The sequence below is a fragment of the Mycoplasma bradburyae genome, from assembly GCF_024339025.1.
In the GTDB taxonomy this organism is placed as follows: Bacteria; Bacillota_I; Bacilli_A; order Mycoplasmatales; family Mycoplasmoidaceae; genus Mycoplasmoides; species Mycoplasmoides bradburyae.
The window spans coordinates 525,289-549,365 of the sequence record NZ_CP101415.1 but is presented as its reverse complement, the minus strand read 5'-3'; the positions used below and the strand labels follow the sequence as shown (position 1 = coordinate 549,365).

At 28.8% G+C, this 24,077-nt stretch carries 13 protein-coding genes; all 13 read left to right on the top strand.

What is annotated here, in order from left to right; genetic code table 4:
• The first annotated feature begins 320 nt into the window (after window positions 1-320).
• Complete coding sequence (locus tag NMG77_RS02220) at window positions 321-2,252, top strand: hypothetical protein (RefSeq protein WP_255045615.1); 1,932 nt, start codon at window positions 321-323, stop codon at window positions 2,250-2,252.
• A 444-nt stretch (window positions 2,253-2,696) separates the two neighbouring features.
• Window positions 2,697-2,834 (top strand): hypothetical protein, encoded by a 138-nt coding sequence (locus tag NMG77_RS02215; RefSeq protein WP_255045614.1) that lies wholly within the window; start codon window positions 2,697-2,699, stop codon window positions 2,832-2,834.
• A 461-nt stretch (window positions 2,835-3,295) separates the two neighbouring features.
• Window positions 3,296-3,550, top strand: a complete 255-nt coding sequence (locus NMG77_RS02210; RefSeq protein WP_255045613.1) for a hypothetical protein — start codon at window positions 3,296-3,298, stop codon at window positions 3,548-3,550.
• Window positions 3,551-3,803: 253 nt separating this feature from the next.
• Window positions 3,804-4,001 carry a hypothetical protein gene (locus NMG77_RS02205; protein WP_255045611.1) on the top strand — a complete coding sequence of 66 codons (198 nt, stop codon included), beginning with the start codon at window positions 3,804-3,806 and terminating at the stop codon, window positions 3,999-4,001.
• A 375-nt stretch (window positions 4,002-4,376) separates the two neighbouring features.
• Window positions 4,377-6,248, top strand: coding sequence for a hypothetical protein (locus tag NMG77_RS02200; RefSeq protein ID WP_255045610.1), 1,872 nt, complete (start codon window positions 4,377-4,379; stop codon window positions 6,246-6,248).
• A 279-nt stretch (window positions 6,249-6,527) separates the two neighbouring features.
• Window positions 6,528-8,453, top strand: coding sequence for a lipoprotein 17-related variable surface protein (locus NMG77_RS02195; protein WP_255045609.1), 1,926 nt, complete (start codon window positions 6,528-6,530; stop codon window positions 8,451-8,453).
• Between the two features lie 261 nt (window positions 8,454-8,714).
• Window positions 8,715-10,652, top strand: a complete 1,938-nt coding sequence (locus tag NMG77_RS02190; RefSeq protein ID WP_255045608.1) for a lipoprotein 17-related variable surface protein — start codon at window positions 8,715-8,717, stop codon at window positions 10,650-10,652.
• Window positions 10,653-10,916: 264 nt separating this feature from the next.
• Window positions 10,917-12,866: a hypothetical protein gene (locus NMG77_RS02185; RefSeq protein ID WP_255045607.1), complete on the top strand. Its 1,950-nt coding sequence runs from the start codon at window positions 10,917-10,919 to the stop codon at window positions 12,864-12,866.
• A 310-nt stretch (window positions 12,867-13,176) separates the two neighbouring features.
• Complete coding sequence (locus NMG77_RS02180) at window positions 13,177-15,051, top strand: Vmc-like lipoprotein signal peptide domain-containing protein (RefSeq protein WP_255045606.1); 1,875 nt, start codon at window positions 13,177-13,179, stop codon at window positions 15,049-15,051.
• Window positions 15,052-15,387: 336 nt separating this feature from the next.
• The gene (locus NMG77_RS02175; RefSeq protein ID WP_255045605.1) at window positions 15,388-17,337 is read left to right on the top strand and encodes a Vmc-like lipoprotein signal peptide domain-containing protein; all 1,950 of its coding nucleotides are present in this window, start codon (window positions 15,388-15,390) and stop codon (window positions 17,335-17,337) included.
• Window positions 17,338-17,718: 381 nt separating this feature from the next.
• A complete protein-coding gene (locus NMG77_RS02170; protein WP_255034330.1) occupies window positions 17,719-19,572 on the top strand; it encodes a lipoprotein 17-related variable surface protein in 1,854 nt (617 codons plus the stop codon).
• 281 nt (window positions 19,573-19,853) lie between these two features.
• The gene (locus NMG77_RS02165) at window positions 19,854-21,767 is read left to right on the top strand and encodes a hypothetical protein (protein ID WP_255045604.1); all 1,914 of its coding nucleotides are present in this window, start codon (window positions 19,854-19,856) and stop codon (window positions 21,765-21,767) included.
• Window positions 21,768-21,981: 214 nt separating this feature from the next.
• Window positions 21,982-23,811, top strand: a complete 1,830-nt coding sequence (locus NMG77_RS02160) for a hypothetical protein (protein ID WP_255045603.1) — start codon at window positions 21,982-21,984, stop codon at window positions 23,809-23,811.
• Window positions 23,812-24,077: the final 266 nt, after the last annotated feature.

Here is a 24,077-nt window from a genome sequence, read left to right as displayed (position 1 = left end):
AAAAATAAAATAATCAATGTAATAATATATAGAAAGTAATAAACCTTTAAATAAAACCTATAATTTATTTAGTGTATATTATTAGATAAATAAGTTATTCCTTTCTAAGATATAGTTTTTAGATTTAGCCAAAACCCTTTATTTCTAGAAGAAGAAGAAGAAGAAGAAGAAGAAGAAGAAGCTCCTATTTGTTTCAGGGTCATTTCTTGGTTTTTTAACCGAAAATGATCCTGATTTATTTATTAATTATTCAGGTTTATATAGATTTTTAGCAAAATCTATCGTTTAGTTAAGAGGATTTTGTTAAACAGAACTTTAAGGTGAAAAGAAAAAATATCTTAAAGTTTATTAGTCTATTAGGTGTTGGTTCTTTTGTTGCTTTATCAGCAGCGAGTTGTAAAACAGAAAAGGTAGTAAAACCTACTAATCCAACAGATCCAAAAAATCCGAATAATGGTGGTAATAAAACACCAGAAAACCCAGGAACTGAAAATCCTGTAACCCCTCCAACAAATGGTGGTGGTAACGGAGGAACAACTACTCCTACTACTCCTGCAAATTCAAAAGCAGAAGTTGAAAAATTCGTGAAAACTTTAAGTCCTGAAAGTTTTAAATTAGTTAATGCTGATGGAAATGAACAACCTTTTAACGAAGTTAAAACTAGTGAAATCGATTTAACTAAAATAATGTTAAAAAACACTAGTCCAGCTATTGAAGGATGACAATTGGGAGTTAAGTTAGTTAGTAATAATATTAGTTCTAGTGAGGATAAAGATAATATTCAAATCAAAGCTGAATTCACTAAAGGTAGTGATCTTGTAGCTAGTGATCCTATAACTTTAAGTGGTTTCAAAACTTTATCTAGTACTATAGCTTCACTATTATTAAGTGATGAAACTGTTAGTGATCCTGAAACAACTAACAAAGTTGTTAAAGTTTTAGAATTAGGTGATGCTAATTGAGATACGTTAGAGGATTTACTATCACCTAAAGCTGAAACTGTTCCAGAAACTGCGGCTGGTGAAAATCAAGGTTCAGAATCTCAATCACAACCCGCAGCAGCTATGTCTTCATTAAAATTAGTATCTACTGATGAAATGGATACTGGTAGCACTGCTTCTGAAACTCAAACTGATAATGCTTCAACAATAGAAGCTAAATCTGATTTATCTACAAAACTTCTGAAGAAAAAAGTTGAAAGTATTAGTGAATACAAACCATCTTTATCGATAGAAGGGAGTTTAATTTTTGAATCGGTTACTAAAGATAATGAATCACCAAAATTAGTGTTTAAAACACAAGAAGGTAAAAAACTTAAAATTGTTGGTACAGCTTCAGATAAAGGTAGCGATGTAGTTAAAAATATTAGCATTGATTTCGATAAAATTATCTTAAAAAATGTAGCTCCATCTGATATCAAAGTTGAAGTATTTAATGGTGATGTTAGATCTCAAAATAATTTTAAAGATTATAATGATGCCGATCAAGTTTTAAAAGATAACGAAATATCAACTAATGTAGGTACTGATAGTACTGCTAACGGGAATGAAACAATAGCTGTTCCGAACAAATATAAGAAAATCAAAGATAACAAACTTGGTTTAGTTATAAAAGGAACGTCTTGAGAATTTACTCCAACATCTATAATAAATTATGGATCAAAAAAAATAGAAGACTTTAATATTTTAGTAAAAACATCATTTGGTAAAACTTGAATTGTCACAAACGCATATCAATACAAAGTTTATTTAAAAAAAGTGTATAATGATGATTATCCAACTAGTTCAAGTTTAACTAATGTACAAAAAATGAGATTAAAGTACATTACACCTGAGGTATTTACAAGAATTAATGTATACAGAAATAATATAGATAATTTTATAAAAGGTGAACATAATCAATTCGGAGATACCTTAAAATCATGATTCAGTTTATCTAACGAGAATGAAGTAAATAAGGTTTGAAATAACGATAAAAATCAATTAAATGAAGGTAATTCTCTTGACAGAGCTAAAAACGGTCCTGGAAATACTCAAAACGGTTGAAAATCTGATTTTGAAACAAATCAAAATAATAATGTAATGATTATAGCCGGCATTAAACTTGCTGGAGATAAATTCACTTATTTCCCTAAATTAACATTTGTTACATTTGAATATCAACCAGCATCAGCAGCATCGCCAGCTCCTGCAACTCCTGCTGCATCTGGAACTTCTGGAGCAACAGCAGCATCTTCTAGAACTGTTTCTTAATCTATTTTCTTAATCTATTTATTAATAATTAAGTAATTATTATTTTTAAAAAGATATTTAAGAAACAATAAGAATTATTAAAATTATAGATAAACAAGAAGTAATGGCGTAATGCTAAATACTTCTTGTTTTTTGTTCCACCATTACAATTAATTTGTATTGGATTTATTGCAAAAATCCTATGAATTAAATAAACAATATAGCAAATTTATTAACTGCATAATAATTTATTTATATCTACTTGACTTATAAACTGTGATTAATAAAAGAAGAAATATATTAATATTTGGATCGTTTTTATCTTTAAGATCATTCCTAAGCATAGTTGGTTTTAGTTGTAGTTTAATACAACAAACTATAAATTTAAATTAAATATAGAAACTGATATATCTGCTAATGATGATTTGCAAATATCACCAGCTGTTCTAAACTCAAAAAGAGTAATTGAAAAAATACGCTTCTAGTTTATCAGCTGATAACTTTATATTTGTAGATGGTTATGATTCTTCTATTGATATTAATAAGATTAAATCTAACGAAGTAGATATTTCAAACATTAAATTAAAAAAGACAACTTTGTAATTTGTGAATGATCAACTACTATTGAAATAACTGATAATAGCAAATCTAAAAATAATGAATATGGTAATCTTCAATTAAGAGTTGTCTTTACTAAAGGGGATGAAAAAGTCTATAGTAAACCTGTAACCATCAACGAGTTTAAAAGATATACTAACACAATTAAGTCTGTTTTATTATCAGAACAATCAATTAATGATCATGATAATAAAACCACTATTAAAATTTTAGATTTAGGTGATCCTGAGTGAAAGAATTTAGAAGAATTATCAACCTGGATTATTTAATTCATACTATCAACTAAACTATTAAAAGGAAAACTAAAACAATCTGGTTTAATAGATAAATTAAAACTTCATTTAGAAGAAGATCTTAAGTTTGATTCCATCACTAAAGACAGCGATTGATCGCTACTAGTTAATTTAACTTCTAATAATAAACAAAAACTTAAATTAGTAGGTATTATGAAAATTGATAGTTCTTATCAAATTAGATCTATCAATCTTGAATTCCATAAGATTAGATTAAAAAATCTTAAACCAACAGATCTTAAGATTCAAGTATTCTTAGATAAGAATCATAAATCTGTTAATAGTTTTCAAGATTATAAAGAGATATCAGATAAAACACCTACTGATGTCAAGGTTGGTTCTTGATACGAACAAGGAAGAATTAAAGTTCCTGCAAAATATACTAGTTATCAAGATAAAAAAAACTAGGGTTAGTTATCAATAGATTCTGATGGAAGTTTAATCTGTCTTCCATCAGATACGACAGAACTAAAAATCTAGATGAATACAAAGTTGCAGTTCAAGTAGCTTTTAATAAATCATGAACTATAACTAATGCTTATGATTTAGAATGTTTATCTAAAAAAGAATTAGATCAGAAGATAACGATGAAAATATAGAATCTAGTAGAATTAAGTCTAGAGATAACAACATTGAATCTGAAGTAGTCTCAAGAGTAAATGTGTATAGAAACAATATTAATAGATTCTATACTAATGACTTAGCTGTTATTAGTAATGAACTAAAATCTTGATATATTTTATCTAATAGTAATTCTGTAAATACAATTAGAAACAATGATGACAATTTAGAAACTATAGGTAATGTTATACATAGAGTTAAGAACAATTCAGAATCATTGTCTTTTATTCTAGTTTAACATTTGCTGCTTTTAAGTATGAAGTTGATGTTAATGAAGATAGACCAATCAATGGAAATGATCATAATCAAGATGATGATTTAATAGATAGCGAAGAATCTCAAGAATAATTTAAAGTTATTTAGTTTAGCATATTTTTAATATAATAAGTTTTTATTCTTTAGGAAATATTTTTAAATTTAGTTAAAACCCTTTATTTCTAGAAGAAGAAGAAGAAGAAGAAGAAGAAGGTCTTATTTGTTTCAGGGTCGTTTCTCGATTTTTTAGCCGAAAATATCCCTGATTTATTTATTAATTATTCAGGTTTATATAGATTTTTAGCAAAATCTATTGTTTGAATTAATTAAAAAAGATTTTGCTAATTAAAAACTTTAAGTGAAAAGAAAAAATATCTTAAAGTTTATTAGTCTATTAGGTGTTGGTTCTTTTGTTGCTTTATCAGCAACAAGTTGTAAAACAGAAAAGGTTGTAAATCCAAAACCTATGAAACCAAATCCTGCGCCAGAAACAGGTGGCGGTAGTTCATCTGGAGGTTCTTCAGAAAATTCATCAGGTACAAATGATGCAAATACACCTTCAACTGGGTCAGGTAGTAATAACAACACCGGAATGAGTAGCAACAACGATGTTGCTACTAAAGAACAAGCTACATCATTCCTAAATTCATTAACTAGTGATAAATTAGAAGTTTATAAAGATAATACTGTAGTTACTAATAGAAAAGATATAAGTGTTGAATCATTTGAGGTAAATAAAGATTCAATTAAATTAAAAGACAATACTTTATTACCTAAAGGATGAACTTATGGTGTCAATCTAGTTAGTAATGGTAAGAATAAACAAGATGGAACTATTAAAATTAATGTTACTCTTACTAAAGATGGTGAAACACTTACTAGTAAAGATATTACTTTAAACGGATTTCAAACATTAGCTACTGCAGTAGCATCTGTTTTATTTAAACAACAATCTGTTAAGGATGAAGATGGAATGATGGTTAATAAAGATGTTTTGGATTTAGGTGATGCTAAATTTGAAACTCTTAGCAAACTAAATTCTAATGTTGTTATTAAAACAGATGGTCAACCTGCTGAAGCAGCCGCTCCTGGTACTTCTGGAACAATGGAAAGAACTAGTCTAAGAGAAGAAGCTAGTACTACTCCAGAAGCTTCTAATCCTCCAGCTTCTACAACTAATCAAGAACAAACAACTGTATTAGGAGCTGAATTTAAAACTTTAATAACAAAGGGTGACTCACCATATAAGATAGGGTTTGATAATGTTAAAAAGTTATACCCAGAATTTGATGTTGATAAACTTTATCTTACAGGCCAAGCTAAGTTAGTTTCTTTATTTAAAAAAGATAGTGATTGGAAAGGTAATTATTATTTAGTTTCTAAGCAAGAAGATAATAAATTAAGCTTAAAATTAAAAGATAATGCCGATTGATCTTTAGATATTCCTGGATTAGTTATTCAAAATTTATTGCCGGATGATGTTAGAATAAGCGCTTCTATTAATAATGGAGAAGAAATAAAAAAATCAACTTCTAATATTGCTAAATATAAAGAAAAAATAAATTCTAAGGATCCACAAAATGCAAGATATTCTTTAGGTGATAAAGATAATTTAAAAATAAAAATAACATTTAATAGCAAAGATAAATATGTTGATGTTAACCCTATAAAACTTCCTCATATAGCACCAATGAATACTGATAATATTTTATTTAAATCTGAATACATATTTGATGGTGTAGCAATATTTGATACAGATTTTTTTGGAACTAAATTAATCTTTAAGAAGATTCATAACGAACAAAAGGGCGCTAAAGAAGTATTAGATTCCGAAGTATTAAATGGAGCTGGTAATGGTGTTGGTGCTATTACTGGAAGAATGGATGGAGATAATGTTGCTGATTGAAAATCTGTTGTCCAACCATCAGATATGAATTACTTCTTTTCAAAAAATGACGATTCTAAGGAATTTATTGACTCTATACATGGAGAAGCTAATTCAAAAGATGGACAAGGTGTAGTTCAATTAACAGAAAATGACACTATGTCTAATGGAGTTAATGTTACAAAAATCAATGATGGTAAGGCTACAACTTTTATAATCTTTTCAAGAGTTGCTTATAAAAAAACTGATAAGACATTTGGATATTATTGACCAAAATCTGTAACTATCTTGTATTTTGCTGATCCTAACACTGCAACCACTACTACTCCAGGTGCTGGCGCTTAAATAAAAACTAATTAATAGAATAGTAAGAAGTAAATCTTCTTACTTTTTTATTTATATAAGAGTTTAATTTTATTCAAAACCCTTTATTTCTAGAAGAAAAAAAAGAAGAAGAAGAAGAAGAAGAAGAAGAAGCTCCTATTTGTTTCGGGGTCATTTCTCGGTTTTTTAACCGAAAATGATCCTGATTTATTTATTAATTATTCAGGTTTATATAGATTTTTAGCAAAATCTATTATTCGAATAAAAAATAAAGGATTTTGCTAATTCAAAAAACTTTAAGTGAAAAGAAAGAATATCTTAAAGTTTATTAGTCTATTAGGTGTTGGTTCTTTTGTTGCTTTATCTGCAGCTAGTTGTAAAACAGAAAAAACTGTAAAACTCACTAAACCAACCGAACCAAAAAATCCGAATAACGGAGGCGGCACAACAACTACAAACCCTCCTAGTACTGGTGGTGGTGATACTTCTACTACAAACCCTGGTGGTAGTACAGATGGATCTAATACTATGACTCCATCTGAACCAGCAAACATCAAAAAAGCTGTTGAGGCTTATGTGAAAACATTAATGCCTGATAGTTTCAAAATAGTAAATTCTAGCGATACTGAAATAGCTAAAGATAGTATAAAAGCTAGTGAAGTAACTAAAGAAAATATCAAGTTAAAAGAATCTAATCCTGCTATACAAGGATGAACATTGGGTGTTGAGTTAGTTAGTAATAGTAATAGTTCAAATCCAGAAAATGACTCTATTAAATTTAAGGTTAAATTTACTAAAGAGAATGATGAAGTAGTTAGTAATGAAATTACTTTATCTGGATTTAAGACGTTAAAGAGTTCTATAGCATCAGTTTTATTAAAGACAGTATCAGTTAAAGATGAACATGGAATGATGGTTAATAAAACTGTTCTAGATCTAGGTAGTGTTGGGTTTGAAACTCTTGTAGATTTAAATAAAGAAGGCGTTGTAAAAACTCCAGCGTCAGCATCAGATGCTGAACATGCGCAACCTCAACCAGGAGAACGCGCTAGTATTGTTGAAGCGGAAGAAGTATCAACAGAACAACCTCAACCAGAAGCTACTCAAGACAATACAACAGGATTAAATGATAAATTTAAGACTTTGATAGATGGAGAATCTTCAACATACAAAACAAAGCTAGAAGATATTAAAAAAACATATCCTGATTTTGATCTAAATAATCTATATTTATCAGGTCAAGCAAAACTAGTTAGTTTATGAAAAACTGGCGAAAGTGATTGACAAGGTAATTATTATCTAACTTCTAAAGAAGGGGATAGTAATAAGTTATCAATTAAATATAAAGGTAAGGATGAACTTACAATCGAACTAAATGATGGATTAGTTCTTAAGGATTTATTACCAAACGATGTTAGAATAAGTGCTTCTATTAAAAATAATGATAAATACACAAAATCGGAATCAAACATAGAAGCATATAAGGTTAAAAAAGAGTCTGAAGAAGGAATGATGGGTAATTCAGTCGGGAAAAGATATGAATTATCTAATAATGATAAGGAATTAAAAATAAGAATAACAGTTGATAGAAAGGATAAACATGTTGATGTTAATCCTATAAAACTTCCTTATATAAAACCAGGGAATACTGATAAGATTTTATTTAAATCAGAATACATATTTGATGGCGTAGTAATATCTGATACTAATTTTTTCGGTAATAAATTAATCTTTAAAAAGATTCATGACGAAAATAAAGGTGCTCAACAAGCATTGGATTCTAATATATTAAACAATTCAGGTAATGGTGTAGGAATTTTCCCTGGAAGACCATCAGTTAATGCTACAGAATGAAAAACATTTGTGCCAGAAAGTGACAAAAAATATTTTTTCTCAAAAGTCGATAGTTCTAACGAATTTAAAGACTCAATACATGGAGAGGATAATTCAAAAGATGGACATGGTGTTGTTCAATTAGCAGAAAATAATGAAACTACATCTAATAACGTTAATGTTACTAAAATTAATAATGATAAAGCAACAACATTTATAATCTTTTCAAGAATTGCATATAAAAAAGCTGCTAATACATTTGAATATTATTGACCAAATTCTATTACTATCTTGTATTTTGCTGCACCTACTACTAATGCTTCTAGTCCTTCCTCTACTTCAGCCGCTCCAGCTGCCCCAGCCACTGCAGGCACTTCTAGTAATGGAAAATAAAATCTAATTAATATAATAGTAAGAAGTAAATCTTCTTACTTTTTTATTTACATATTCTTAATTTGATTAAAACCCTTTATTTCTAGAAGAAGAAGAAGAAGAAGAAGAAGAAGAAGTCCCTATATGTTTCAGGGTCATTTCTCAGTTTTTTAACCGAAAATGTCCCTGATTTATTTATTAATTATTCAGGTTTATATAGATTTTTAGCGAAATCTATTGTTTGAATAAAAATAAAAGATTTTGCTAATTTAAAAACTTTAAGTGAAAAGAAAAAATATCTTAAAGTTTATTAGTCTATTAGGTGTTGGTTCTTTTGTTGCTTTATCTGCAGCAAGTTGTAAAACAGAAAAAACTGTAAAACCTACTAAACCGACTGAACCAAAAAATCCGAATAACGGAGGCGGTACAACAACTACAAATCCTCCTAGTACTGGTGGTGATACTTCTACTACAAACCCTGATACTACAAGTCCTGGTGGTAGTACAGATGGATCTAATACTATGACTCCATCTGAACCAACAAACAGTAAAAAAGCAGTTGAAACTTATGTTTCTAAATTAACGGCTGATAGCTTCAAATTAGTTGATTCTAAAAATGCTGAAATAGCTAATGATAGTATAAAAGCTAGTGAAGTAACTAAAGAAAATATTAAATTAAAAGAAAATAATCCTGCAATTGAAGGATGAACATTGGATGTTGAGTTAGTTAGTAATAGTGATAGTTCTAATTCTGAAAAAGACTCTATTAAATTTAAAGCTAAATTTTCTAAAGATAGCGATATAGTAACTAGTAGTGAATTTACTATATCTGGATTTAAGACATTAAAGAGTTCTATAGCGTCTGTTTTATTAAAAAACATGACTGTTAAAAACGCTAATGATCAAGAAGTTACTAAAAAAGTTTTAGATCTGGGTAATGCTAATTTTGAAAAACTTTCAACATTAAATGAAATGAAAGTTATTGCTACTCCTAGTAATAATACTCCTCAACCGGCTGCTCCTATGGCTGAAGGTGCTACAGTTAGAGAAGATGCGACAAGCATGGAAAATCATGATAGCGCTTCAGATGGCGAATCTAATCAAGAGCATACAACTGGTTTAGGAGCGTTGTTTAAAACCTTAGCGAATAGTGAAGAATCTGTTTGAAAAGAAGGTTTTTCTAACATTAAAAAATCATATCCTGACTTCAAACCAGAAAATCTGTATTTATCAGGCCAAGCAAAACTAGTTAGTTTATGAAAAACTGATCAAAATGATTGACAAGGTAATTATTACCTAACATCTAAAGATGCTGATGATAATAAATTATCAATTAAATATAAGGATAAAGAGGATTTGGTAATTGAACTAAACGATGGTTTAGTTCTTCAAAATTTATTACCTGATGATGTCAGAATAAGTGCTTCTATTAAAAAAGAAGATGATAAATACATAAAATCGAAATCAAACATAGAAGCGTATAAGACTAAAATAATGACTGAAAAAGATAGTAGTACAGCAGAAAAAAGATATGAATTGTCTAATGATGGTAAAGATTTAAAAATAAAAATAACAGTTAGTGATAAAAATAGATATGTTTATGTTAATCCTATAAAACTTCCTTTTGTTGGGTCAGGAAAAACCGATAAAATATTATTTAAATCTGAATACATATTTGATGGTATAGCGATATCTGATACTAATTTTTTCGGAACCAAATTAATATTTAAAAAAATTCATAATACTAACAAAGGAGCTGAAGCAGCATTAGATTCTAGTATAGTAAATAATCCAGGTAATGGCGTTGGAGCTATTACAGGAAAAACTGAGAATAATATTACGGATTGAAAAACATCTATAACACCAGATTCTAATAAACAATACTTTTTTTCAGAAGCTGACAGCAGTTCATTTGGATTTGATACTTCTATACATGGGCAAGAAAATTCCGAAGAAGGTAACGGTATTAAGCAATTAATTGAAAATAATATAAATGCTAGTAATAGTAGTGTAAATTCATCTAAAATAAATGATGATAATGCTACAACATTCTTAATTTTCTCAAGAGTTGCTTATAAAAAAGATACTAATTCATTTGGGTATTATTGACCAAATTCTATTACTATCTTGTATTTTGCTGCTCCTAGTTCAAGTTCTGCTTCTGCTACTCATGGCTCTACTACTCCTAGCGCATCACCTGCTGCCGGAGCTCAAAAATAAAATCTAATTAATATAATAGTAAGAAGTAAATCTTCTTACTTTTTTATTTACATATTCTTAATTTCGTTAAAACTCTTTATTTCTAGAAGAAGAAGAAGAAGAAGAAGAAGAAGAAGCTCCTATTTGTTTCAGGGTCATTTCTCGGTTTTCTAACCGAAAATGTCCCTGATTTATTTATTAATTATTCAGGTTTATATAGATTTTTAGCAAAATCTATTATTTGAATAAAAAAATAAAGGATTTTGCTAATTTAAAAAACTTTAAGTGAAAAGAAAAAATATCTTAAAGTTTATTAGTCTATTAGGTGTTGGTTCTTTTGTTGTCTTAGCGGCAGCTAGCTGTAAACAACCGGTTACTGAAAAACCTGCTAAACCAACCGAACCGAAAAATCCAAATAATGGAGGAGGCGGTACAACAACCACAAATCCTCCTAGTACTGGTGGTGATACTTCTACTACAAACCCTGATACTACAAGTCCTGGTGGTAGTACAGATGGATCTAACAATATGACTCCATCTGAACCAACAAACAGTAAAAAAGCGGTTGAAGCTTATGTTTCTAAATTAACAGCTGATAGCTTCAAATTAGTTGATTCTGCAAACAAAGATCTTGTTAAAGATGAAACTAAAGTTGAACAAATTCAACCTGCAAATATTAAATTAAAGGATGAATCTGATTCTGCAATACAAGGATGAACATTGGGTGTTGAGTTAGTTAGTAATAGTAATAGTTCAAATCCAGAAAATGGTACTCTTAAATTCAAAGCTAAGTTTTCGAAAGAAGGTGTTGAGGTAATTAGTAATGTAATTACTATATCTGGATTTAAGACATTACAATCAACTGTAGCTAAAGCGTTGTTAAAAGAAATGACTGTTAAAAATGCTGATGGTCAAGATGTTAAGAAGAACCTTTTAGACTTAGGTAGTGCTGAATTTAAAACTCTTGTAGACTTAAACAAACAAGGTGTTGTAAGAACATCTGCAGGTGGAACAGGTGATGCTTCAGCTCAACCAACAACTCGAGCTAGTATTGTTGAAATGACTGGAACTTCAGAAGCTCAACCTCAACCAGAAGTAGCGCAAGATCAAACATCAGGATTAAATAATAAATTTAAAACTTTGATTCATGGTGAATCTTCTGAATACAAAACCAAATTTGACAAAATCAAAGAGTCATATTCTGATTTCAACCCGGATAATCTTTATTTATCAGGTCAGGCAAAACTAGTTAATTTATGAAAAGCTAGTGACTGACATGGTAATTACTACCTAACTTCTAAAGACGGTAATGATAATAAATTATCGATTAAATATAAAGGTAAGGATTGATCTATTGATTTAACTGACGGTTTATTTATCCAAGATTTATTACCTGATTATGTAAATGTGTTTGTTTCTAAAGTTGATAATAAATCAGTTACTATCGAAGAACAAAATAATTTAGAAGTATACAAAAATCAGATTAATACAGAAAAAGATTATACCAATCAAGAAAAGACTAGAAATAATAAATATTCATTCGATGAAACTAAAGGTATTTTAACTGTTAATCCGGATAAAATTAATGACAATGATACTACGCAAAAGCCAGTTGTTGTTAATCCAATTAAAATTCCTTATACAAACCCTAATAATACCGAAAAGATCCTCTTTAAAGTTAAATATTCATTCGATGGAATAGGATTTTATAATGGTGATATATTCGGAACAAAATTACTATTTAAAAAAATTCACAAATGAGATTTCAATAATGTTGATAATGCAGCTATAAAATCTCAAAAAGTTGCTTCTATATGATTAGGAACAAATTATATTCCAAGAAATACTACCGATAAAATAGATATACAAGCAGTTAAGAATAAAAATAGAGATTTTAATACATGACCAAATTGAGAAGAATATTTCTGAAAAGGCAATGAAAACGATAAAGGTTTTGTAAATGCTATTCAAGGAACTGAAAATTCTACCAACGGTAATGGTGTTAGTCAATTAATAATGAAATCAGGCGATAAAACTTATGCACCTGGTGGTCAAAATTCTCAAACTGATTCTAAATATAATTTAAATCAAAATAGCGCTACTAATTTTATCGTTTTTTCTAGAGTATCGTACATAAAGAATAATCAGAATGATGATCAAAAATGAGGTTATTTATGATCTAATTCAATTACATTACTTCATGTTGATGCGCCTGTTTCTAACTCTACTAAATAATTAATTGTTTTAAATTATCGATTTTAAATGAGAATGCTTTTATAGTCATTTATATGTATTAATCTTATATATGTATCATTTTATACAGACAGCATATAAATAAAAAATAAAGAATATTATGTGTAGCGATTTAGGTTGCTACACATTTTATTTTTAAAGAATTTAATATTTGAATTTATACAAAACCCTTTATTTCTAGAAGAAGAAGAAGAATAAGAAGAAGAAGCTCCTATCAGTTTTAGGGTCATTTTGTCGATTTTGGACGGATAATTCGATCGATTTATTATTTTATTAATTGTTCAAAACAAAAATGAAACAAAAAACTAAGAAATTATTACAACTTTCTTTTTCGTTAGGTTTTCTAGCAACTACTGCTTTAGTTGCGACATCTTGTAATGACCCTAAGACTGTCACTCCAAAACCAAGTAAACCAAATCCAATGCAACCAGGAAATGGATCAGGATCTGGAACTGAAACAACGACGCCTGGAACAGGTGAAACTATGCAACCAGGAAATGGGTCAGGTTCTGGAACAGGAACAACAACACCTGACAATAGTGAAGCTAAAAATCAATTAAAAGCGTTAATTGATAAAGAAAATGACAATTTAGCTTTATACGCAGATTATTCTATGATTAAATCAGCATTAGTTGCTGCTTATACTGCTGCTAAAGAAGTTAATAGTAAATCAGATGCAACTAAGGATGAATTAACTGACGCTAAAACTGCATTAGAAGCTGCTGTTAATAAAGCTAAAACTGATAAAACTGATTTTGATAGTAAAAACACAAGTTTAGTATCGGCATATACAGCATTAAAAGATAAATTAACTTCTAAGGAATCAGATTTAGCAATGATAACTGATGATAAATATTTACCGATAAAAAATCATCTTACTAATTTATACAATCAAGCTTCAACTATTATTAGTAACACATTGCAAGCTAATCCAATGCCTGTTGAAGAAAATTTAACTCAATTAAAAACTAATATTGAATCAGTTATTAGTGAATTAAATGAAGAAAAGACGAATATAGATCAATATTCTAATTTCAAATTATTTACAGTCGATAACAGTAATTTTAAAGGTGATTTAAAATACAATAAGCAACCTTCAGATTCTCAAAGTTTAGTTGGTTTTTCTTCTGATTTTGATAATTCTGCTGCAGATAATCAATGAAGATATGCAAAACGAATTATAAAAAACATAACACCTGCTAATGAGAGTTTTCAACATACAAATGTTTCTTGAATATATAGTTTAGATAGTCAAGATAACGCACAAACCCCAGGAAGTTATGATATTTCTTTCAAATATTATGGAGGATCTACTGCTAAACTATATTTCCCTTACAAAGCGAGTAAAAATTCTGATACTCAAATGGACGGAACATCTAATAATAAACTTTCATTGAAATATAAATTGAACGGTGGTGATTTTGTAAATATTGATGTTTCTAATGCTAAGGTTGACTCTATAGAAGTTGCTGAAGTTAATTTAGATAAATTAAATTTTGGAGAAAATGTTATTTCTTTCTCAACAGAAATGAATAAAACTGCTCCTATGATTGGTAATATTTACATTTCATCTTCTGATGCGAATAAAAACGAAATATTAAATAATATTTTTGGTAATAAAAAAGATGAACATAACCCCAATAAAATAACAGTAAATTTTGTAGAAGGATATGCTCTTGGTAATAAAGCTTATGGAGTAACAAGCCCTACTATATTAACTAAATTAAATGGTAAATTAGATGAGGATACTATGAACAAAGATTACTATTTAATTGGTTATTTAGGGAAAGGCGCTTCTAATAATAACAACGAAGACTCAAATATAAGATACTACACTTTCTATGTTAATGCTCCTCAAGCTGGAATGTATGAAATAAGTGGTATTTATAATTCTGGCGATCCAGATAGAGGATTATCATTTTCAAAAGATCGTTTAAATAATACTGATTCTAATTCTAAGGTTATATTTACAACACCTAAGCATGGAGAATGAAACCAAAACAAATTAAAATCATTTAACGATCAATCTAAAACCCTGCAATTAACAGAAGGATTAAATAAAATAATTGTATCTGGTAAAGAGAATAATAAAGATGCTCCTAATTTAGGGAATGTAACATTTACATTAAAAGAAGCTGTTGCACCTGCTGGTGAAAGTAATAAATAGTTCTTGATTTAATTAACTTAATTGTAAAGTTAAGTTAAAAGACAATTATTTGCCAAGTAGTTAATAAAAAGTTATTAAAAATCAAGTTAGTTTTATATAAAGAACAGTTATTAGTTAAATAAAATAAAAATCATAAATGTGTAGCGCTTTAGGTTGCTACACTTTTTTATTTTGTAAATATCTTAATATTTAAATTTCGTTAAAAGCCTTTATTTCTAGAAGAAGAAGAAGAAGAAGAAGAAGAAGAAGAAGCTCTTATCAGTTTTAGGGTCATTTTGTCGATTTTGGACGGATAATTGGTTCGATTTATTATTTTATTAATTGTTCAAAATAAAAATGAAACAAAAAACCAAGAAATTATTACAACTTTCTTTTTCATTAGGTTTTCTAGCAACTACTGCTTTAGTTGCGACATCTTGTAATGACCCTAAGACTGTCACTTCAAAACCAACCAAACCAAATCCAATGCAACCTGGAAATGGATCAGGATCTGGAACAGAAACAACAAAACCTGGAACAAGTGAAACTATGCAACCTGGAAAAGGATCAGGTTCTGGAACGGGTACAACAACTGACAATACTGAGGCTAAAAATCAATTAAAAGCGTTGATTGATAAAGAAAATAACAATTTAGCTTTATACGCAGATTATTCTGTGATTAAATCGACATTAGCTCAAGCCTATAGCAACGCCAAGTTAGTTAATGAAAAAACAGATGCTACTAATAATGAATTAACTAGTGCTAAAACCGCATTAGAAACTGCTATTAATACAGCCGCAACTAGTAAAACAACTTTTGATAAGGAACATAAAGAATTAGTTGAAGCGTATAAAGGATTAAAAACAAAATTAGTAAATAAAGATTCTGTATTATCTATGGTAGATAATGATTCATATATAAAAACTTACATTTCTAACCTTTATACAGAAGCCTCAAATATTGTAACTGCTGGATTACAACCAAATACTCCTCCTGTAGTTCAAGATTTAAAAACATTAAATGAAACTATTCAATCATCAACTTCAAATTTAGATCAAAAGAAAGAAGTAGTTAATCAATATTCAAATTTTAAAAAATTTGTAATATCAGAAACTAATTTTAAAGGTGATACTCTTTATGATAAAGTTTCGCCTGATACTCAAAGTATAGTAGCTTTCTCTTCAAGTTTTGATAATTCTCCAGATGATTATAAATGAAGAACTGCAAGAAGATTCATAGATAAAGAAGAAAAAACTAAAAGCTTGCAAGAAACTAATGTTAGTTGAATTTATAACTTAAATACAAAAGCTGAAGAAGGTAAAATACAAGCTTCTTATGATATTGAATTTGAATATTACAGCGGCAATTCTGCTAAATTGTATTTTCCTTACAAAGCTATAACAACAGATCAGGCTAGTAGTCCAACAACAAAACTTTCATTAAATTATAAACTTAATAATAGTGAAGTTAAATCTGTTGATTTAACAAAAGCAAAAGTAGATGGGATTGAAATTGCCAAAATAGAATTAACTAACTTGAATTTTGGTCTAAACAAAATTTCATTTACTACAGAAGCAGATAAATCTACTCCTATGATTGGTAATATCTATATTGCTAATTCAGATAAGAATCCTGCTGATATTTATGATGACATTTTTGGTAATGAGCGCGCTAAAGATAATCCTAATCAAATTACAGTCAACTTTGTTAAAGGGTATGGTTTAGCTAACAAAGGTATAGGAGTTATAAAGTCTAACAAAAAAGAAAGTACTGATATTTTCAAGCTAACAGGAAAATTAGATGGTCAAGGTAGTGATAAGGATTATTATCTTTTAGGTTATTTAGGTCACAGTTATGATTCATCTAGCAAAAACAATGCTACATCGCAATCAAGTGATAAAGAAAAAAAATATATATTTTATGTCAATGTTTTGAAATCTGGTAATTATAAAATAAGCGGCTTTTATAATTCTGGTGTTTCTGATAGAGGGTTATCATTTAAGAAAAATGATTATAACGCTACAGGTGAAGGAAATATTGCTTTATATTCTTTACCTATGTCGGGTCGCTGACAAGATTCTATAAAGTCATTTTCTATACAACAAAAAACTGGTGAAACATCTGGAATGTTATCATTAACAGAAGGTCTAAATAAAATTATAGTTTCTGGAAAGGTATGAAATAAAGAAGCGCCTAATTTAGGTAATTTATTATTTACTTTAAATGAGAGTCAACCAACAGGATCTTCTATGTCGACTCCAGATAATTCTAGTAATACTCACAGTAATGATCAAGGAAATAAATAACCTAATTATAAATACAAGTATATAATGATATGTTTAGCCTAGTTAGTTATTTTAAAAGTTATTAGAAAACCAAGTTAGTCTTATATAAAGAACAGTTATTAGTTAAATAAAATAAAAATCAAAATGTGTAGCGCTTAATGTTGCTACACTTTTTATTTAGCAAATATCTTAATATTTGAATTTCGCCAAAACCCTTTATTTCTATAAGAAGAAGAAGAAGAAGAAGAAGAAGAAGAAGAAGAAGCTCCTATCTGTTTCGAATCCATTAATCGGCTTTTCAGTCGATAATGGACTCGATTTATTAATTGTTCAAATTTATATAAGGATTATTAGTAAAAATCTAATTTTAAATTAGATTATTGTTAAATCATAACTTTAAAAGTGAAAAAGAAAAACATTTTAAAGTTTATTAGTTTATTAGGTATTGGTTCTTTTGTTGCTTTATCTGCGGCTAGTTGTAAACAACCGGTTGCTGAAAAACCAACTAAACCAACGGACCCAAAAAATCCAGTTAATGGAGGTGGCGGTTCTACTACCGACCCAAGTTCAGGTAGTGGTGATAATTCTAATATGAATTCAAACTCTGGTTCCGATGGTTCAACTGGAACAGGTGACTCAAGTAGTTCTACAGATAATTCAGGTAGTTCTAATGGCATGACCGCAACTAATAAGGCAGCGGTTGAAACTTATTTAAACTCATTGATGCCTAATGATTTCATGGTTGTAGATTCGTCTGGTACTGAAATAGTTAAAGATAACACAAAAGCTACTGATGTTAAATCTTCAAACATTAAATTAAAAGAAAATAATACTGTAACTGAAGGATGAACATTGGGCGTTGAGTTAGTTAGTGATAGTGCAAATATAGATAACGGTACCGTTAAATTTAAGGTTAAGTTTACAAAAGAAGGTGTTGAAGTAACTAGCAATGAAATTGCTATTACTGGATTTAAAACATTAAAAACATCTATAGCTAATGCTCTATTAAAAAGCATGACTGTTAAAGATGAATCAGGTCAAGATGTTTCTAAAAAAGCTCTAAATTTAGGTAGTGTTGGTTTTAAAAAACTATCTGAACTTAATAATCAAACTGTTGTTAGAACAAGCTCTAACAACCAACCAACAATATCAACAAGAGATGCAGGCAGTATGGATGGTGCTGCTGAACACCAAGAACAAGTATCTGGTTTAGGAGCTAAGTTTAAAGAGTTAATTACGACAAATGAATCTGCATTGAAAACTAGTCTAGATTCTATCAAAACAGATTATCCTGAATTTGTTCCTGAAAAACTATCTTTATCAGGGAAAGCTAAGTTAGTTAATTTATGAAAAGGTAATGATAATGATTGGCATGGTAATTATTACTTAACATCAAAGGATGATAGTAATAACAAACTGTCTATTAAATATGCTGATGCTGATTGAACTATTGATTTAATGGATGGATTATTTGTTCAAGATTTATTGCCAGATGATGTTAGAATAAGTGCTTCTATTAAAAAAGATGATGGTAGTTATACAAAATCTGAATCTAATATAGAAGCATATAAAAATAAAATAGAAAGCGAAAAGAATGATAGTTCTGCTGGAAAAAGATATGAATTATCTGCTGATGGTAAAGATTTAAAAATAAAAATAACAGTTGATAATAAAGATAAATATATTGATATTAATCCTATAAAACTTCCTTATATAGGACCAGGAAAAACTAACAATATATTTTTCAAAGCAGAATACATTTTTGATGAAGTAGCAATATCTGATACTGATTTCTTTGGAACTAAGTTAATCTTTAAGAAAATTCATGATGCTACAAACGGCGCTAAGATAGCATTAGATTCTAATGTGTTAAATAACCCAGGCAATGCGGTTGGAATTATCCCTGGAAGAATAGATGATGAAACCACAGATTGAAAAACAGTTATACCTTCTAGTGATGTTAATTATTTCTTCTCTAAGAACGATATGTCATTAGGGTTTGATGATTCTATTCATGGTGATCATAATTCTAGCAATGGGCTAGGTGTTGTTCAATTAATAGAAAATGATGTTAAGTCAGGAAATGTTTTTGCAACAAAAATTAATGATAATAATGCAACATCGTTTATAGTATTTTTAAGAGTGGCTTATAAAAAATCGGCTGATACATTCGGATATTATTGACCTAACTCTGCTACTATCTTGTATTTTGCCGCTCATACTAACACAACAACCGGAAATGGTGTTTCTGCATAAGATAGAACATAAAAATATTATTTAATTAATAACAGAATAGCAAGAAGTGAATCTTCTTACTATTCTGTTTTATATATATAGGTTTAATTTTATTCAAAACCCTTTATTTCTAGAAGAAGAAGAAGAAGAAGAAGAAGAAGCTCTTATTCGTTTTAAGGTGGTTTTTTGGTTTTTTAAAGCAAAATACTATCGGTTTATTATATTGTTCAAATTTATATAGATAAAATTAGTAAATTCGACATTAAATAATGTTAACTTTACTAATCAAAAAACAACTTTAAATGAAAAGAAAAAATATTTTAAAGTTTGTTAGTCTATTAGGTATTGGTTCTTTTGTTGCCTTATCAGCAACTAGTTGTAAAACAGAAAAGGTAGTAAAACCTACTAAACCAACCGATCCTAAAAATCCTAGTAATGGAGGTGGCACAACACCTGAAAACCCAGGAACAGAAAATCCTGTAACTCCTCCAACAAGTGGTGGTAATGGAGGTGCAACAACTCCTACAAATTCTAAAGTAGAAGTTGAAACATTCGCTAAGCAACTAACTTTAGAAAAGATCAAGCTTTTAGATTCTAATAAAGCTGAAATAAATAGTTCTACTATAACAGCAGATCAATTTATTAACAAAATTAACTCTAAACAAGTAAGTATTGAATTAAAAGAATCATCTCCTTCTATAAAAGGATGAACATTGGGTGTTAAGTTAGTTAGTAATAGTGAAACTTCATCTACTGAAGAAAATAGCATTAAAATTCAAGTTACCTTTACCAAAGGTGATGACACCGTTAGTAGTAATGATATATCTATTAATGGTTTTAAATCTTTAAGCACATATATTAGTGAGAAACTATTATCTAGCGAAATGGTAACAGAAGGTGATCAATCTAAAACAATAAAAGTTTTAGATTTAGGTAATGCTAACTGAAAGACATTAGAAGAATTAGTGGCTCCTGAAATGAAAGATTCTGGTGGCGACATGCCTGTTACAGATGAAGCAACTGAACCTGCTAATTCTGGTAATGCTATGGAATCTGCTGGAGTTGCTCATGATGATGGTTCTGTTGAAACTAGAACTTCGCTTAGAACTGATCGAATAACTGAAGGAACTGAAAGTGATCCCCAAACCCCTTCTGGAGCTGAATCTACTGATGAACAACCTAAAGTTACTGATAATAATTTATCAGTAAATTATAATTCTTCATTATCTACTCAATTATTAAAAAGTATTTTATCAACAAAAGAGGTTAGTGAAAATGTATATTTAGAAGGCGAGTTTTCTTTTGAATCTGTTAAAAAAGAAAATAACTTACCTCAAATAACATTAGCTTCATCAACTGTGCAAGGTAAAGAATTAAAACTTGTTGTTAATAAAAAAGTCGAAGGTTCAGAAGAAGGGTCTAAAACAGAAGTTAAATTCGATAAAATCAAATTAACAAATGTAAAACCTTCTGATATTAAGGTTGAACTTTCTACAGTAATTGGTGATAGTAAGAAAACATCTTCTTCTAATATAGCTGGATACAACTCTATATCTGTAGAAAAAACTGCTGTAAACAATGATAAAGTTGGTCCATCAACTCCAACTAATGAAAGAATACAAGTACCATCAAAATACACTAAATTAGAAAACGATAAATTAGGCTTAACTATTCAAGATAAAAATTGAGAATTTACTCCTACTTCTATTGATTATAACGGCGTAGATATTGATAGTTACAAAGCTTTTGTTAAGGTTTCATTCGGTAAGTCATGAACTATAACTAATGCATATGATTATAATGTATATCTCAAATTATTAGTTGGCGATGATTTTGAAGGTAATAATGCAGAAGCTAAACAAACAGAAGCCACTAAAGATCATATTAAAACAATAGTGTTTAGTTTTATTGGTTCTTACAGAAATAATATTAACGAATATTTAAATAAAGAAAATATCGATTTTAATTCAAAACTTAAATCTTGATATAGTTTGTCTGATTCAAGTGAAATTAATGAAACTAATATTTGAAATAATGATAAAAACAAAGATGGAATAGGTAATGTCATTGGAAAAGTGAAAACCGAATCTTGAAGAACTAATATAATTAAAAGTAAAACAAACAATTTAATGTTTATAGTTGGTATAAAACTAGGTGATTCTAATAAATATACTTTTATGCCTAAAATTACATTTGTAACTCTTAAAAAAGTTTAATAATTAAACTATACAAAAAAAGCTTTCCTGCAATAGGAAGCTTTTTTTGTTATCTTAAAGTTGAATTCTAAAATTCTTCAAAACCCTTTATTTATAGAAGAAGAAGAAGAAGAAGAAGAAGAAGAAGAAGCTTCTATCAGTTTTGAGGTCATTTCATCCATTTTGGACGGATAATCACTTCGATTTATTATTTTATTAATTGTTCAAAACAAAAATGAAACAAAAAACTAAGAAATTATTACAACTTTCTTTTTCATTAGGTTTTTTAGCGACTACAGCTTTAGTTGCTACATCTTGTAAACAACCTGCGACTGTTGCACCAAAACCGACAAACCCAATGCAACCAGGAAATGGATCAGGTTCAGGTGAAACTATGCAACCTGGTAATGGAGCAGGAACTGGAACAGGTACAACAACACCTGATAATACTGAAGCTAAAAATCAATTGAAAGCGTTAATTGATAAAGAAAATAGCAATGTAGATTTATATACTGATTATTCTATGATTAAATCCGCATTAGTTGCTGCTTATACAGAAGCTAAAACAGTTAGTCAAAAAGTGAATGCTACTAAAGATGAATTAACTACTGCTAAAACGGCTTTAGAAACCGCTATTAACAAAGCTTCTATCGATAAATCTGAATTTGATAAATTAAACTCAGATTTAGTTACAGCATATACAACTCTTAAAGATAAAGTTAAGTCTAAGGATGCTACTCTAGAACTTCTAAATAATGATGAATATGCTCCGTTGAAAGCTTATATTACCAACTTATATGATAAGGCTTCACCTGTTTTTACAGCTACATTACAATCAAATCCTAAGCCTGATAAAGCTAATATAGAAAAAATAACTTCTGATATTGAAAATGCTATAAAAAATATCGAAATCGAAAAAACTAATGTAGCCGAATACTCTAAATTTAAGTTATTCAAGATCGAAGAAGCTAATTTTAAAGGGAGTAATTTATATTCCACTTCATCACCTTCTGATCAAAGTCTAGTAGCTTATTCTCAAGATTTTAACAACAGTGAAAACGGAAAGCAATGGAAATATGCAAAAAGAATTGTAAAAGGAGGTGTTGATAATTCAGATCAATTAACAGATGTTAGATGAATTTATAACTTAAATTCGCAAGCAAACGCTGATAATACAACTTCTGCTAGTTACGAAGTTAGTTTTACGTATTATGGAGGATCTAATGCTACATTATACTTTCCATATAAACTAATTAAAGATGAAGATAAGTCTAAACTATCATTAAAGTATAAATTAAATGATAAGACAATTACTGATATAAATGTATCTGAAGCTAAAGTTGATCAAATAAGTGTGGCTAAAATAGATTTAACTGATCTTATCTTTGGTGAAAATAAAATAGTATTTTCAACTGAGACGAACAAAGTTGCTCCTATGATAGGTAATATCTATATAGCGGCAACTAATACAACTTTAGATTCTGTATATAACAGTATTTTCGGTAACGAAGTAGATAGTAATAACTCTAATAAAATTACAGTTAATTTTGTGAAAGGTTATGGTTTAGCTAATAAAGCATTTAATTCTGATAAGGGTACAATAATAACTAAATTTAATGGAAAAATTGTGGGTAGTTCAGATCAAAATAAAGATTATTATTTAATTGGTTACCTAGGTAAAGCATTACCTGGTGCAATGCCTCAAGATAATCCAATAAGCATAAGATATTATACTTTCTATGTAAATGTTCCAGAAAATGGTAAGTATGAAATTAGCGGTATTTATAATTCTCATGAATCTGAAACTAATGAAAGAGGATTAACTTTTTGAGTTGGAGAATATAACGTTGGTAATGATGCTGGTAAGGTAGCTAAATTTAGAGCTCCTGACACCGGTGATTGAACTCACTCATTAAAAGAATTTAATAAAGATCAAGTAGTTACTAATTCGAATTCATATTTACAATTAACTAAAGGTTTAAATAAAATTGTAGTTTCTGGTAAAGAACAAAATAAAGATGGACCTAATTTAGGTAATGTTACATTTACTTTAAAAACAAACTAACTCCGAAGACACTTCTGGAAACACACATTAATAGTTATAAAACAGAGTTTAATAACTATAGTATCCAAGTTAGTTAATTCAAGAAGTTATTAGAAATCAAGTTAGTTTCAGGTAAAACTTGAAATAAAGAGGCTTCTAATTTAGGTAATCTAACTTTTGAATTAAAAGAATCTATATCAAATAACGCAACCCCTGATGGAATGCATGTTTCTGGAACTACTAAATAGATAAATGTTCATATATTAAATAACCAAGTTAGTTAATTT